This is a genomic window from Virgibacillus sp. MSJ-26 (assembly GCF_018918075.1).
Lineage (GTDB): Bacteria > Bacillota > Bacilli > Bacillales > Amphibacillaceae > MSJ-26.
Genome location: NZ_JAHLPW010000017.1, coordinates 30,748 through 45,463, shown reverse-complemented (window position 1 = coordinate 45,463; position 14,716 = coordinate 30,748). Strand labels below are relative to the sequence as shown.

15 protein-coding genes are annotated in these 14,716 nt (G+C 36.1%); 11 read left to right on the top strand and 4 right to left on the bottom strand.

The window, feature by feature from the left end; translation table 11 throughout:
* The first annotated feature begins 59 nt into the window (after window positions 1-59).
* From KQI49_RS14890 to KQI49_RS14870, 5 genes are all read left to right on the top strand, one after another.
* Window positions 60-218 carry a hypothetical protein gene (locus KQI49_RS14890; RefSeq protein WP_216490241.1) on the top strand — a complete coding sequence of 53 codons (159 nt, stop codon included), beginning with the start codon at window positions 60-62 and terminating at the stop codon, window positions 216-218.
* Window positions 219-409: 191 nt separating this feature from the next.
* Window positions 410-1,078, top strand: coding sequence for a PspA/IM30 family protein (locus KQI49_RS14885; RefSeq protein WP_216490239.1), 669 nt, complete (start codon window positions 410-412; stop codon window positions 1,076-1,078).
* Window positions 1,079-1,611: 533 nt separating this feature from the next.
* Window positions 1,612-2,292 (top strand): metal-dependent hydrolase, encoded by a 681-nt coding sequence (locus KQI49_RS14880; protein ID WP_216490237.1) that lies wholly within the window; start codon window positions 1,612-1,614, stop codon window positions 2,290-2,292.
* 440 nt (window positions 2,293-2,732) lie between these two features.
* Window positions 2,733-2,960, top strand: a complete 228-nt coding sequence (locus KQI49_RS14875) for a hypothetical protein (RefSeq protein WP_216490235.1) — start codon at window positions 2,733-2,735, stop codon at window positions 2,958-2,960.
* Between the two features lie 70 nt (window positions 2,961-3,030).
* Complete coding sequence (locus KQI49_RS14870; RefSeq protein WP_216490233.1) at window positions 3,031-4,338, top strand: DRTGG domain-containing protein; 1,308 nt, start codon at window positions 3,031-3,033, stop codon at window positions 4,336-4,338.
* A 48-nt stretch (window positions 4,339-4,386) separates the two neighbouring features.
* Here KQI49_RS14870 and KQI49_RS14865 read toward each other — a convergent pair whose 3' ends face one another.
* The gene (locus tag KQI49_RS14865) at window positions 4,387-4,689 is read right to left on the bottom strand and encodes a YtpI family protein (RefSeq protein ID WP_216490225.1); all 303 of its coding nucleotides are present in this window, start codon (window positions 4,687-4,689) and stop codon (window positions 4,387-4,389) included.
* Window positions 4,690-4,826: 137 nt separating this feature from the next.
* On the opposite strand from KQI49_RS14865, the gene KQI49_RS14860 reads away from it, so the two are divergent.
* Window positions 4,827-5,786 carry a DHH family phosphoesterase gene (locus KQI49_RS14860; RefSeq protein ID WP_216490224.1) on the top strand — a complete coding sequence of 320 codons (960 nt, stop codon included), beginning with the start codon at window positions 4,827-4,829 and terminating at the stop codon, window positions 5,784-5,786.
* Window positions 5,787-5,891: 105 nt separating this feature from the next.
* Here the strand turns inward: KQI49_RS14860 and KQI49_RS14855 are convergent, their stop codons facing one another.
* The 3 genes from KQI49_RS14855 to ytrH form a co-directional block, all read right to left on the bottom strand.
* On the bottom strand, window positions 5,892-6,086 hold the full coding sequence (locus tag KQI49_RS14855; RefSeq protein ID WP_216490222.1) for a YtzJ family protein: 195 nt from the start codon (window positions 6,084-6,086) through the stop codon (window positions 5,892-5,894).
* 65 nt (window positions 6,087-6,151) lie between these two features.
* Entirely contained in the window at window positions 6,152-6,652 is a 501-nt protein-coding gene (ytrI, locus tag KQI49_RS14850) for a sporulation membrane protein YtrI (protein ID WP_216490220.1), read from the bottom strand.
* Complete coding sequence (ytrH, locus tag KQI49_RS14845; RefSeq protein WP_371817578.1) at window positions 6,652-6,984, bottom strand: sporulation membrane protein YtrH; 333 nt, start codon at window positions 6,982-6,984, stop codon at window positions 6,652-6,654. The genes ytrI and ytrH overlap by 1 nt, the downstream gene beginning before the upstream one ends.
* A 223-nt stretch (window positions 6,985-7,207) precedes the next feature.
* Here ytrH and dnaE point away from each other — a divergent pair, with 223 nt between their 5' ends.
* From dnaE to accA, 5 genes are all read left to right on the top strand, one after another.
* Entirely contained in the window at window positions 7,208-10,582 is a 3,375-nt protein-coding gene (gene dnaE / locus KQI49_RS14840; RefSeq protein WP_216490216.1) for a DNA polymerase III subunit alpha, read from the top strand.
* A 145-nt stretch (window positions 10,583-10,727) separates the two neighbouring features.
* Entirely contained in the window at window positions 10,728-11,963 is a 1,236-nt protein-coding gene (gene ystJ, locus KQI49_RS14835; RefSeq protein WP_216490214.1) for an NADP-dependent malic enzyme, read from the top strand.
* Window positions 11,964-11,993: 30 nt separating this feature from the next.
* The gene (locus KQI49_RS14830) at window positions 11,994-12,629 is read left to right on the top strand and encodes a FadR/GntR family transcriptional regulator (RefSeq protein ID WP_216490212.1); all 636 of its coding nucleotides are present in this window, start codon (window positions 11,994-11,996) and stop codon (window positions 12,627-12,629) included.
* A 154-nt stretch (window positions 12,630-12,783) separates the two neighbouring features.
* Window positions 12,784-13,644 (top strand): acetyl-CoA carboxylase, carboxyltransferase subunit beta, encoded by an 861-nt coding sequence (gene accD / locus KQI49_RS14825; RefSeq protein ID WP_216490290.1) that lies wholly within the window; start codon window positions 12,784-12,786, stop codon window positions 13,642-13,644.
* The gene (accA, locus tag KQI49_RS14820; protein WP_216490210.1) at window positions 13,641-14,597 is read left to right on the top strand and encodes an acetyl-CoA carboxylase carboxyl transferase subunit alpha; all 957 of its coding nucleotides are present in this window, start codon (window positions 13,641-13,643) and stop codon (window positions 14,595-14,597) included. Before accD ends, accA begins: the two co-directional genes overlap by 4 nt.
* The last annotated feature ends 119 nt before the right edge of the window (window positions 14,598-14,716 follow it).

Sequence of the window (14,716 nt, the reverse complement as noted above, 5' to 3'; positions counted from 1 at the left end):
AAAAAGAAAACAGGTAGTTAACTCCTAAAATAGAGCAAACTATAAGTGGAGGTGATTTTATGTCCAAGAAAAACAACAAACGAGAAAAGATATTTGAAGATAAAAAAGGTGTCCAAGCTGTACAAAATCAACTATTAGAGAGTTATCAAAATGGTGTGGTAGAAGATCACCTAGAGAATAATAAAAACATTTACACGTATAACAATCAGAGTAAATAAAAGTAAAGTTGTCCATCTTTTTGAAAAAGATGGACAACTTTATTTGGATAATATATGCTTTATTAGACAGATAAAATTATAAAATATAATAAAATGTAAAATCTTCTCATTCGTATGAAACTTTTTCGGTATAACCACGTATTACATAGGGAATACACTTAATTATATATTCTTTAAAAGGAGGATTAATTATGTTCAAATTATTTAAGAGAATGAAAACCGTAGTAAGTTCTGAATTGAATTCCATGTTAGATAAAGCAGAAGATCCGGTGAAAATGCTTGATCAGTTCATGAGAGAAATGGGGGAAGATATTCGGGATGTTGAAGCAGCTGTTGCTAAGCAAATTGCAAATGAAAAAATACTAAAGAGGAAGCTCGATGATAATAAAGCGATGATTAATAAGCGACAGGAGCAGGCTGAGCAAGCCCTTGAAGCTGACAAAGAAGATTTGGCACGTCGTGCACTTCAAAATAAAAAAGAATATGAAGAACAAGTAAACGTTTTAAAAGATTCTTGGGAACATGCATTACAAGATACTGAACAACTTAAGAGTAAACTTGATGAGATGAAAAGCGAATATCATCAAATGAAATTAAAGAAAGATTCATTAAAAGCGAGAGCAGAATCAGCTAAAACAAAAACTAAAGTTAATCATACCATGTCAGCAATTGGCAGTGACGCTTCAAAACAGGGCTTTGAAAGAATGGAAGAACGAGTGATTCAATATGAAGCTGAAGCTGAAACAAGTGAAGACCTGTCTAGAGAAAGTCATACGTTAGATGATGAATTTGCTAAATTGGATAATGATATAGAAGATGAACTAGCTGAATTAAAGAAATCAATGGGAAAAAATAGTTGATATCCAGGTAGAAGGGGCCTCAAGGGGAACACTTCCCATTTTTTATCGTTTAGCGTACTATAACATTAAAACTTCTGTGGATAACTTTATACTGAAATTGGCCACGTTCAGCTGGGGGCGCCCAGCAACTAGCGAGACTTTCTTCACCTCATGACACGATAATACCCACAGGAGGTGGGTAGTTCAGTGTTGCGACAAAGGGCTTTCGATGGGGCGAAGCTTGCTGCAGCCCCAGGACGTCGCGGTTTTAACTGAACCTCCCAAACGGCTCCACTTAAGGAAGGCCGACTAAGTTCAGCCTTTGCGGCTAACGTCGGCATACCCCTTTTGCAGGGGCATGTTTCCTTTATCTCCTACGGCTCAGTCCAGTCCGTACGTTGCTAGACGGGCGCCCCGCGCTTTTGTTCTTTATCGCAAAATTTAAATTGTATGCTTTGACGTTTTGCCACCTAACATCTACACTTTGATGTAAAGGTATTTCGACCTTTTGTAGAAATATATAAGAACCGATACATTAGGAGGAGAGATTAAGAGTGGAAATTTCTTATCATGGACATTCAGTAGTGAAAATGAAAACAGACACACACACCATATTAATTGATCCGTTTATAACAGGAAACGAGTTGTGTGATTTAAATCCAGACACCGTTGAAGCAGACGTCATTCTTTTGACACATGGACATAACGATCATGTCGGAGATACGGTTGAAATCGCCAAACGAAATGATGCGCTTGTCGTAGCTTTAAATGAGCTAGCAGTGTACTTAGGTTCAAAAGGATTGAAGACTCATCCAATGAATATAGGTGGGAAGTATGATTTTGATTTTGGTCGCGTAAAGTACACCCATGCATTCCACGGTTCGTCATATGAAGAGGAGGATGGTACGTTTGTATACACCGGAATGCCCGGTGGAATTTTATTAACTATTGATGATAAAACCATCTATCACGTAGGGGACACTTCTTTATTTTCTGATTTAAAAATGATCGGCGAAATGAATAATATTGACTTAGCTTTCGTACCGATTGGAGATAATTTCACAATGGGACCTGAAGATGCACTCATTGCAGCAGATTGGATTAATGCTAAAATTGTTGTTCCTGTACATTACAATACATTTCCAGTCATTAAGCAAGATCCAGATGATTTTGCTGCAAAGGTAAAAACGGGTGAAGGAAAAGCAATGAAGGTTGGCGAGGTACTTAAATTATAAATTTGAGGAGATAAGGTGAAACATTAAAGATGAACGATATATATCCACACCATGGCTAGGGTAAAACACTCCACTTTCCGCAGGGGGAGAGAATTGGAGTTCATTCTTCTTTTTTAGTCGGTCCTCACCTTTACGATCTACGGGGCCGCTTATGGGGCTGCGCTTAAATGCTTGCCCCACCGAAAGCACTTCTCTGCTGAACAAGGAATGCTACGGTAGCGACACAACGTGATTTTTTTAAGAATTATCCATTTTCTACTTTGCTTTGGTAAAAAGGTAACATAAATTAACCGAACAATGACAATTAATATAAACTCATTGTTCGGTTTTTTGATTTTATCTATATACTATCCCATTTTCTTTGTTCCTCTTACTGTCTCTCAGTTCTTAACTGAGCTGGACATACATAAGATGAGTAATAAGATACGGGAGGAGATATAATGAAACATTACGCAATTTTACGTTTATTATTCGCAGCTTTTTTATTATACTTTGCTTGGCCATTTATACCAGAAGCTGTCACTCAATTAGAACTCCTTTTTTGGGGAGCATGGCTTGTTTTTTTTCTTCTTGTCGTTGGAGCAAATCTTGCAACACTTTTACAAATGGTAGCACCTCCAATAATAGAACAGAAAGAGACAAGACAACGAGAACGGCATAGACTTTGAGTTTAGGCCTAATCAACTGTATAATTAATAACAGATATGGGATTAGTACAGTTGAAAGCCGGTGACTAAAATGACGACAAAACATGAACAAATTATTCAGCATATTATACGACTAGAGGTAGGGAAGAAAATTTCTGTTAGGCAGATCGCAAAGTCGTTAAATGTCAGTGAGGGTACAGCGTATCGTGCGATTAAAGAAGCGGAAAATCAAGGTTTAGTCAGTACAATTGAACGGGTTGGTACAATACGAATTGAACGTAAGAAAAAAGATAACTTTGAACAACTCACATATGCTGAGGTTATAAATATTGTCGATGGACAAGTTTTAGGAGGGAGAGAGGGGCTCCATAAAACTCTAAACAAATTCCTCATTGGTGCCATGCAACTAGAAGCGATGGAACAGTATACAGAACCAGATTCATTATTAATTGTTGGTAACCGAGTGAAAGCACATGAAATGGCTTTAAATGAAGGTGCTGCAGTTTTGATTACTGGTGGGTTTGATACTGATGAGTCAATAAAAAAACTGGCTGACGAGCGTAAGTTACCTATTATTTCCACAAGCTATGATACATACACTGTTGCTGAGATGATTAATCGTGCTATTTATGATCAACTTATTAAAAAGGAAATTATTTTTGTAGAAGATATCTATACTCCTGTTGATAAAACCTTCTATGTTTATGCTTCTGATCCAGTGAAACGCTGGTATGAGTTAAATGAAGAATCACGACATGCTAGATATCCCGTGTTAGATGATCAACAACGCGTTGTCGGTATGATCACTCCTAAAGATATCATGGGAGAAGCTGGAGATGTAAGTATAGGAAGGTTAATGACAAAGAAACCTCTTGTTGTCCAAGAAAAAACTTCACTGGCTTCTGTGGCACATATGATGGTGTGGGAAGGGATTGAAATAATCCCTGTTGTAACAGATGATCATACCTTAGAAGGAGTTATCTCTAGACAGGATGTTTTAAAAGCTCTACAACAGATCCAAAGACAACCTCAAGTAGGTGATACACTTCAAGACATTGTTACGCGTCACCTAGAAGCGACTGATGACGATGAGACAATATTTGAGGTTAAAGTTATACCACAAATGACAAATCAATTAGGAACACTATCTAATGGTGTTTTTACAGCCTTAATTACTGAGGCAAGCAGTCGATTATTAAAGGTTTATAATAAAGGTGATTTAGTTGTAGAGAATTTAACTGTATATTTTATTAAACCGGTTCCAATTGATAGCAAACTGATTATTAAACCAGTTCTACTTGAGGCAGGTCGCAGCTATGCAAAACTTGATGTAAGTGTACACTATGGACGAAAACTTGTTGGTAAAGGGATGATCATGGCTCAACTGATGGATCGATAATTATGCATAAAAAATAAGAGCTAACCAGTGCTGGTTAGCTCTTATTTTTTATTGAGGGTAAAGACGTCTCCACTCACTTCGGTAATGCTTGGTCAGTTTTAAACCGAATCTTAATTGCATACCGCCTAAGATTAGAAAGACTATACCGATAAAAAGGGAAAGTCTAGTCTCATAAAAGATGTACTGGTTAATGCCGTAAAAGAAAACTAAACTTCCAAGACAAATTCGAGATTTCGCATTGAAGTAAGCTTTTTTTAAGTCATCTTTTGTTTTTAAAATAGCTACTTTATAATAGATATATAAAACAACTGATAGAACAATAATTATAGGGAAAATTATAGTAAATGACATCTTATCGACTCCTGATTTGATTTAAAGACTTACTTCATTTATTATAACTTTAATTGTACAAGTTTTCCAGAGTAAGCTGTTATTTAGTACAGTATGTTTACAAATATGGATAGTAAATTAAGAAGGAGTAAGTACATATGAGTATACAAAAGATTATCGATTCGATTATTGAGTACGATACTATTATTATTCATCGGCATGTCCGTCCGGATCCTGATGCTTTGGGTTCTCAAGCTGGGTTAAAGGAGATAATTACGCAAACTTTCCCTGAGAAAAGTGTTTATATTGTAGGTGAAGAGGATCAGTCATTAAACTATTTAACACGTATGCAAGTAATTGATGATGCAACTTATAAAGGCGCTCTTGCGATTATTTGTGACACCGCAAATAGGGGAAGAATTGACGATTCGAGATATACCTTGGCTGATAAGCTCATTAAAATCGATCATCATCCTGAAGTTGATCAATATGGAGATGTTCAGTGGGTGAACACCTCAGCCAGTTCTACATGCGAAATGATTTATGAGTTTTATCTTCAAGCTAAATCACAGGGATTCCATTTAACCGATGAGGCTGCAAGACTAATTTATGCTGGAATCGTCGGTGATACGGGAAGATTCTTATTCCCAAGTACATCGAAAAAAACGTTCCAATTCGCAGCAGATTTGGTGACATATAATTTTGACCGACCAACTTTATATACACAAATGTATAGCGAAAAAAATAATATTGCAAAGCTAAGAGGCTATATTTTACAAAACTTTAAACTTTCACCTACAGGGGTAAGTTCAATTAAGTTAACTCATGACATTTTAAAAGAATATGGCGTAACCGCTCTAGAAACAAGTCAACTTGTTGGGACCTTTGGTGATATTGAAGGAATCTGTACCTGGGCAATCTTTGTCGATGAAGAAGATTCTATCAGGGTACGAATTAGATCAAAAGGACCTGCCATTAATAAAATTGCGGAAAAATATAATGGGGGTGGACACCCACTCGCGGCAGGCGCAACGATCTATCATTGGGAAGATTATGATAAGGTGATGAATGACTTAGATAAAGCATGCCGATCCTATCAGGTTGATAAAAATCATTAATTAAAAATATGCTGATTCTCCAAAAGGGAATCAGCTCTTACTAATTGATTCGCCCCACCGTGGGGGCGTTAACGTCCTTCTGTCATTAGAACGAATGTGGTTTGTTTAAACACTTTCAGAAGTATCTTCTGACGAGAGAGGTATAAACCAACAACCGCTCGAAGTCTCGTCATAAAAAACATTTAGCGCATAATTAAAAATATCGCGTTTAATTAAACGGATTAACTCAGCTGATTCAGCATATGCGGAAAAACCATTCTTAAGTAAGTTGACCTTTTGTTCTCGCATAATTCTTTCCATATAGCAGCCCCCTTTTGAATATAAAGATAGTATATGCTGTCATACAAAAAATGTGCTATAGATTTTTAAGATAATTTTGCATCTACTGTTATTTTAATATGATTTGAGATAGTTAGCTTGGAGATTTCAAATTCATAAGAAAAATCATCCGCTTCATAAACATTATTTTCTATAGCCGCGATTAATAGTTCCTCACTCTCTGAAACGATATATACATCTTGGCCAACGAGATGATCTATTTCTTGTTTGATCAAGTCTTCTAACTTGTGAACGGTAAATGTATCTAGTTTAAGTTCTTCTTTATTCTCAATAACCATATCTATTGACTCAACAGTAATCGGTTTTTTAGATTGTTCATCTAAATCCTCATTGGTTTTTAATAAGGATTCATTTTGTTTTTTAACATCACTTAATTCTGACTGTAAAGCTAAGTTTTTTTCAAGTAAGTCCTCATACATTTGACCATACATATAAATAACAATTCCATAAGAAATAAGTGCACCAAAAAATAGACCGATGAAAAAACGCTGCCAACTCATCTTTTTATGATAGGGTGGGATATGCATTATCCGACTTCCTCCTGAACAATCCAAGTGATCAACAAAATAGCTGTTTTGACTCCCCCCATTGCTGAGAGTATGAGCATTGCTTGCTTGAAAAGATCAATCGTTGATCCGTCTAAAACTCCTTTTTCAAAATTGGCTATCGCATCAAATGTACCTCCGATAGCTGCAACAATTGCCCAAATTCTTAAACTTTTAGCAATTCGATTCATCGCTGTTAAAGGGGCATCTCCTGTTAAAAAGGAGCCGATACTCCCTATAATCGTCCCGCCCATTACAACCCCAAAGGCTATAAAATAGCAATGTATAAAAGAAGCAAAAAATCTTTCTTCCACTCTATCACCAACCCTCAACTTGACGCTATAGTCGCACATATGATTAACAGTTCAGACGTATTGTGTTAGGAACCTACATGGAAGAGTATGCAAACACCTTGATAATCAAGTCTCATACATTCTATGAGCGATTTGGACGAGATATACATAGAAAAGATGGTGTGGATGCAGAACGTTTCTATATTCGTTATAATAAATAGTAGACACTAGAAGGTGGGATTACATGTCGTTTACACATTTACAAGTTAAAAGCGGCTACAGCTTAATGGAGAGCGCAATCACCATAGAAAAATTAGTGGAGAGAGCAAAAGAACTCCAATTTGAATCACTAGCTTTGACAGACCACCATGTTCTTCACGGAGCGATCCCCTTTTATAAGGCTTGTTCGAAACATGGTATTAAACCAATTATTGGCATGACTGTTAATGTTAGAGAACAAGATGAGACGATTGAGCAATGTATATTATTAGCTAAAAATACAGCAGGTTATCAACAATTGATCCGTTTAAGTACTGAGCTTAATACAAAAGAAAAAGAAGCTATGGAAAAAGATGACTTACTCCACTTTTCAGAGGGGCTCATTTGTATTTTACCTATTTTCCATAGTAAGTTAAAAAACATGATTAGAAATTCCACCTATGAAGTAATAATGAAAGAGATTAATGTATGGCAAGGCATGTTTAATAAAGAAAATTTATATTTAGGGGTCCAAGATCATGGTTTAACGGAAGAAAGAAATTTGCAACAACCGTTAAAAGCATTTAGTGATTATTACAAACTTCCTGTTGTAGCTATTAACAATGTTTACTATTTGAAAGAAAAAGATATATTAGCTTATGACTGCCTTCAAGCGATGAAAAAAGGTGTAAAATGGAATGGAAAGCAGTCCACATCTGAGATTAATCATCACCACTTACGTTCTCCGTTTGAGATGGAACAAATATTCGAAGCGTTTTGGCCAAATGTTTTAGAGGAGACAAATCGTGTTGCCAAGAGATGTCAGTTAACAATCGATTTTAATAAGCGAATGTTGCCTTCTTACCCTGTACCAAGCAAAATTTCACCCCATAACTACTTAGAAGAGATATGCTTTCAAAATGTTAAGTTGAAATACGAAGCGATAACAGATGAAGTTATAGAGCGACTTAAGTATGAACTTGAAGTTATCGGATCGATGGATTTCAGCGATTACTTTTTAATTGTATGGGATTTTATTACATACGCGAAGTCGAAAGATATTTTAGTGGGACCAGGGAGAGGGTCTTCTGCTGGATCTATCGTTGCTTTCGTCCTGGGGATTACAGAGGTGGATCCACTGAAGCACGATTTGTTGTTTGAACGTTTTCTTAATCCGGAAAGAATTACAATGCCGGATATTGATATAGACTTTTCAGATATCCGGCGCGATGATGTTATTGATTATGTGCGCCAAAAATATGGAGATGAACATGTTGCTCAAATTATTACATTTGGAACTTTTGGAGCACGTTCTATAATGAGAGAGTTAATCAAAACAATGGGAATCGATCAGCAGGATGCTTACTATATTTTAGAATCCATTCCGATTCAATCAGGAAAAACATTAATGGAAGTAATAAATAGTTCTTCGGAATTAAAACAGTATATTAAGCAATCTAATCAAATGAAGTTATTATTTTCAGTAGCCATTAAATTGGAAGGATTGCCTAGGCATATTTCCACTCATGCAGCAGGAGTTGTAATATCTGAACAACCTTTGGTCAACCATGTTCCACTGATAAGCGGCACGCAAGATCTTCATCTTACTCAATTCTCTATGAATGATTTAGAAGCAGTCGGTCTTTTAAAAATTGACTTTCTTGGATTAAGAAACTTAACGCTGATTGAACGGATTGTAAAATCAATTCGCTATACCGAAAATAAACAATTTGATTTAACAAAAATCCCAGAAAATGACCCACAAACCTTCCGATTATTGAAAGATGGTAAAACAAATGGTGTATTTCAACTTGAGTCAGCTGGAATGAAGAGTGTCTTAAAACGTTTAAGGCCTTCAGAATTTGAAGATATAGTGGCAGTTAACGCACTTTATCGGCCAGGACCAATGGATTTTATCCCAATATACATCAAACGAAAACATAGCGAGCAGGATGTCTTATATCCTCACCCTGACTTGAAGCATATATTAGAGGAGACATACGGGGTATTAATTTATCAGGAACAAATCATGCGTATCGCTCATGATATTGCTGGATATTCATTAGGTGAAGCAGATCTACTTCGCCGTGCTGTCAGTAAAAAACAACATAAACTTATGGATGAACAAAAAGAAACTTTCGTAAACGGATGTATGATGCGAGGTTATACGAAGGAAGTCAGCGAGGAACTATTTGCTTGGATTGTAAAATTCTCTAATTATGGATTTCCGAAAAGCCATGCTGTAGCATATAGTAAGATTTCCTATCAACTTGCATTTTTAAAGGCTCATTATCCTAGAAACTTTCACTCGGAATTGCTTAGCTCTATAGCTAATCAACATGAGAAAATTCGTCTTTATATTAATGAAATGAAAGAGCTTAATATCGATATTATTCCTCCGTCGATTAATAAAAGTTACGGGAAGTATACTGTTGAAAAACAGGGTGTCAGGATGGGGTTACTATCGATAAAAGGAATTGGGCATCAAGTTGTAAATGAAATAATTAAGACGCGAACAGATGGCCCTTTTAAAAATTTATTTGATTTTTGTTTACGTATTTCTTCTTCAGTTATTAATCGGGCAACATTAGAACAGTTAATTTTAGCTGGAGCGTTTGATGAACTTTATGATAATCGGGCGAGTCTACTTGCTTCGATTGACACAGCAATGGAGCAGGGGGCTTTATTCCGTGAATTTAGTGACGTACCAAGTCTGTTTGAAGATAAGTTAGAACTAGAAACTGCCTATGTCTCTATCGATGATTTTAGTGATATGAAAAAATTAGCGGACGAAAAAGAACTAGTTGGTGTTTATTTGTCCAACCACCCTCTCGCCGAACATAGGAAACAACTGCGTGCAAATGGTTATGTATCATTAAACCATGCACAGAAATTAGTCGGAAGAAAAAATTTGAAAAGCGCTGTGATTGTCCAGAATATAAAAACGATAAGAACGAAACGTGGAGATCCAATGGCTTTTTTAACATTAAGTGATGAGACAAAGGAAATGGAAGCTGTTGTTTTTCCTGACTTATTTCGTAAGATAAATAGATTATTACAAGAAAATGAAATGGTGTTTATAACAGGAACAGTCGAATTAAGGAATGATCAAGTCCAGTTTATAATTAATTTATTAGAGACTTTCAACGTGAAAAATCTAACATCAAGTTCGAACCAACGTATGTTCATCAAAGTTACTGAGCAAAAGAGCTTTAAAGCTATGGAAAAAATTAAAGAAACTGCCAAGCGATTTCCGGGAAAGACTCCAGTTATTGTCCATGATGAAAAATCAAATCAGACATATAAATTATCAGAGAAATTTCATATTCAGCCGGGTTATGATTGTTTACAAACTTTAAACGAATATTTTGGTAGACAGAATATTATTGTTAAGGATAAGACCCAAAAAAATGTGAAGTAGTAAAAAAATTTTGAAAGATATCCGTGGAAATGATTTTAATCTAAAAGATGATGATTGTCATGATGTAAGCTCACTCTTTACAGACATGCACCATCTGTTATAATAAAGTGGTCAGACCACCTAGTTAAAAGGAGAGAACGTAACAATGAAAAACTTGCGTAATAAAGCTTTACATATGCATAAAATAAAACAAGGTAAACTTACAACGAAAGCAAAAGTGGAAGTGAGAAATGAAGAGGATTTAAGTCTAGCTTATTCACCTGGTGTCGCGGAACCTTGTAAAGAAATTTATGATCGTAAAGAGACGGTGTACGATTATACAATGAAAGGTAATATGGTTGCTGTCGTCAGTAATGGATCGGCTGTACTTGGATTAGGTAATATAGGCCCTGAAGCCTCGCTTCCTGTTATGGAAGGGAAATCTGTTCTTTTCAAAAGTTTTGCAGGGGTCGACGCTTTTCCAATATGTCTAGATACAGAAAATATCGATGAAATTGTGCAAACCGTCAAGTTAATGGAACCAACATTTGGTGGAGTTAACTTGGAAGATATTGCTGCGCCTAACTGTTTTATAATTGAAGAACGACTAAAGAAAGAAACAAATATCCCGATTTTTCATGATGATCAACACGGAACAGCTATTGTTACGGTGGCCGGCTTAATCAACGCTCTTAAAGAAGTTAATAAATCATTTTCAGATATTAAAATAGTGGCTAATGGCGCGGGTGCTGCAGGAGTTGCTATTATCCGCTTACTATATAGTTTCGGCGTTCGCGACATAATATTATGTGATTCAAGAGGAGCAATTTATGAAGGCCGAGATCATGGCATGAATGAAGTGAAAGAAGAAATTGCAAAATTTACTAATAAAGATAAATTAGAAGGCCAGTTAGAAGATGTGTTAGAAGGTGCTGATGTATTTATTGGCGTGTCTGTTGGTGGAGCTTTAACAAAAGAGATGGTCAGTAAGATGAATTCTGATGCAATACTTTTTGCGATGGCCAATCCTGAACCTGAAATTATGCCAGATGAAGCAAAAGAGGCAGGCGCTAGAGTGATCGGCACTGGCCGTTCAGATTTTCCTAACCAAGTTAATAACGTGCTTGCATTTCCAGGTATATTCCGTGGTGCTATAGATGTTAGGGCAACCCGAATTAATGAAAAAATGAAAATTGCAGCCGCCGAAGCGATTGCTACTTTAATTAGTGATGAAGAGAGAAATGAAGATTATGTTATTCCAGGACCATTTGATCCACGTGTTGCTTCAGCCGTGGCCGCTAGTGTTGCTAAAGCAGCTATGGATTCAGGGGTAGCTCGTATTCAAGTCGATCCTGACGAAGTGGCAGAAAGAACAAGACAACTATCACAAATTGATAAATAATTCGATTGGAATTTCTTAAAGGAGTGGATCATGGCTGTGTCCATGTCGCCAAAGCAAAAAGTTTACCAAGACGTTTTAAACGAGATTCGAAAATTTATTGAAAAGCATAACTTACAATCTGGAGATAAATTGCCCTCAGAACGAGATTTATCGGAAAAACTTGGGGCATCAAGGTCTTCGATTAGGGAAGCATTGAGATCGATGGAGTTATTAGGTCTTATTGAAGTGAGGCACGGGGAAGGAACATATTTGAGCACTTATCGTCCCTTTCATACTGTAGAGTTGCTAGCTTCATTCATCCTCCTTGAGAGCAATACAAAGAAGGATATCTTATTTGTAAAGCAATCTTTAGAAAAAGAAGGTTTAAAGCTTGCTTTTAATGATATAGAACAAAATAATTTGGAAGATTTAAAGTCAATTATTCATTCATATGAAGATAATCCAATAAAGTGTCATATTGCTTTTTTTGAATATGTATTTAACAGAACAAACAACTTATTTCTAATAAAAATATGGGGATTAATGCAAGAATTCTCCCGTCAAATAAGTGAATCATTTTATGAGCGTTCATTTTATTCAAAGCTTGTTCATATTTATGAAGCTAGAGACTTCCAAGCGATTGAAGGATTATTTGTAAACTATCATAATTCAAAACAAAGTATTTAACACAACTTCTAAAAAACATTGAAAATCACTTTAAATAATAATTATATGGTTCTAGACAAATAATGACATATTTTTTAACCTAAATAAGATAAACTAGAAGAAGGAAGTAGAACAAACAACATAAAAGATATGGTTTGGCAAAGGGGGATTAATCATTTTTAAAGATCTATTTAGCAAAAAAAGAAGATATGCAACCATACCAAGTGAACAAGTTAAATCAGAAGTACCAGAAGGAATTATGAAAAAATGTAATAATTGTTATAAAATATATTATCGTAAAGAATTGAAGAAAAATCTAAACGTCTGTCCTAACTGCGGACTTCATAATCAGCTTAGCGCATGGGAAAGAATTGATAGTTTGTTTGATCAAGACACCTTTGAGGAATGGGATCAATCGATGACTTCTAGTAATCCATTGTCCTTTCCAGATTACGAAGAGAAAATTGAAAAGGATCGTAAAAAAACCGGTTTAAATGAAGGAGTTGTTACCGGTAAAGGCTTAATTGACGGACAAGCTACAGCCTTTGCAGTCATGGATGCAGGTTTTAGAATGGGCAGCATGGGCTCAGTTATTGGGGAAAAAATAGCCCGGGCGATTGAAAATGCGAAGAATGAATCATTGCCTTTTATAATATTTACAGCATCTGGTGGAGCTCGGATGCAAGAAGGTGTTCTAAGTTTGATGCAAATGACTAAAGCTTCAGTCGCTATAAGTCGGTTTTCAGAAGCAGGAGGTTTAATGATTTCCGTCATGACACACCCTACAACAGGTGGTGTCTCGGCAAGCTTCGCATCCGTAGGTGATTATAATTTTGCAGAACCTGGAGCTTTGATTGGCTTTGCTGGAAGACGAATTATTGAGCAAACAATACGAGAAGAACTTCCAGATGATTTTCAAACTGCTGAATTTCTAATGAAACATGGCCAGTTGGATAAAGTTGTTCATCGACATGATATGAAACACCTGCTCAAAACATTATTAGAGATGCATGCTAAAGGTGGTGTTGGCAAGTGAAACAAGTCCTTGAATTCGAGAAACCTATTGTTAGTTTGAAAGAAAAAATTGCTGAACTTAAAGAGTTTACAAAACACAGTGACATTGATTTATCTGAAGAAGTGAGTACTTTAGAAAGAAGATTGGCTCACTTAGAAGATGAAATATATGGTAATCTTAAACCATGGGATCGTGTTCAGATGGCCAGACACCAGGAGAGACCAACGACGCTGGACTATATTGATGAAATTTTCACGGAATTTATTGAATTTCATGGGGACCGTGCTTTTGGAGATGATGAAGCGATTGTTGCGGGAGTGGCCTACTATAAGGATAATCCTGTTACTGTTATTGGACATCAACGTGGTAGGGATACAAAGGAGAATATACGCAGAAACTTTGGGATGCCTCATCCAGAAGGTTATAGAAAAGCGTTACGTCATATGAAGCAAGCTGAAAAATTTAATAGGCCTATTATATGTTTTATCGATACGAAAGGTGCTCACCCAGGTAAGGAAGCGGAAGAACGTGGCCAGAGTGAAGCTATCGCGCGTAATCTGGTAGAAATGGCTGGATTAAAGATTCCTATTATTTGTATTGTTATAGGAGAAGGTGGTAGTGGGGGAGCTTTAGCCCTTGGAGTTGGTGACTATATTCATATGCTTGAAAACTCAACTTATTCTGTTATCTCCCCAGAAGGCGCTGCAGCTTTATTATGGAAGGATTCAGCATTAGCAAAAAATGCAGCTGAATCCATGAGAATCACATCTTATGATCTACACGAACTTGAAATCATTGATAAAATCATTCCCGAACCAAAAGGCGGAGCTCACCGAAATATGAAACAGCAAGCGGAAAACATAGATATTATATTAGAGCAATCAATAAAAAAATTAAGAGAAATTCCGATTGATGACTTGTTAGAAAAAAGATGGGAAAAGTATAAACAAATCGGGGATTATATAGAATCATAATGTTTCATTTAAAGAGGTTGGCAAAAGGTCAACCTCTTTAATGTTTTTAGTTACACTGGTTTACGGGTAAACATTAGATGAAAGTATTTATCGAAGTTATCTGTCATAAGTTTTTAAGA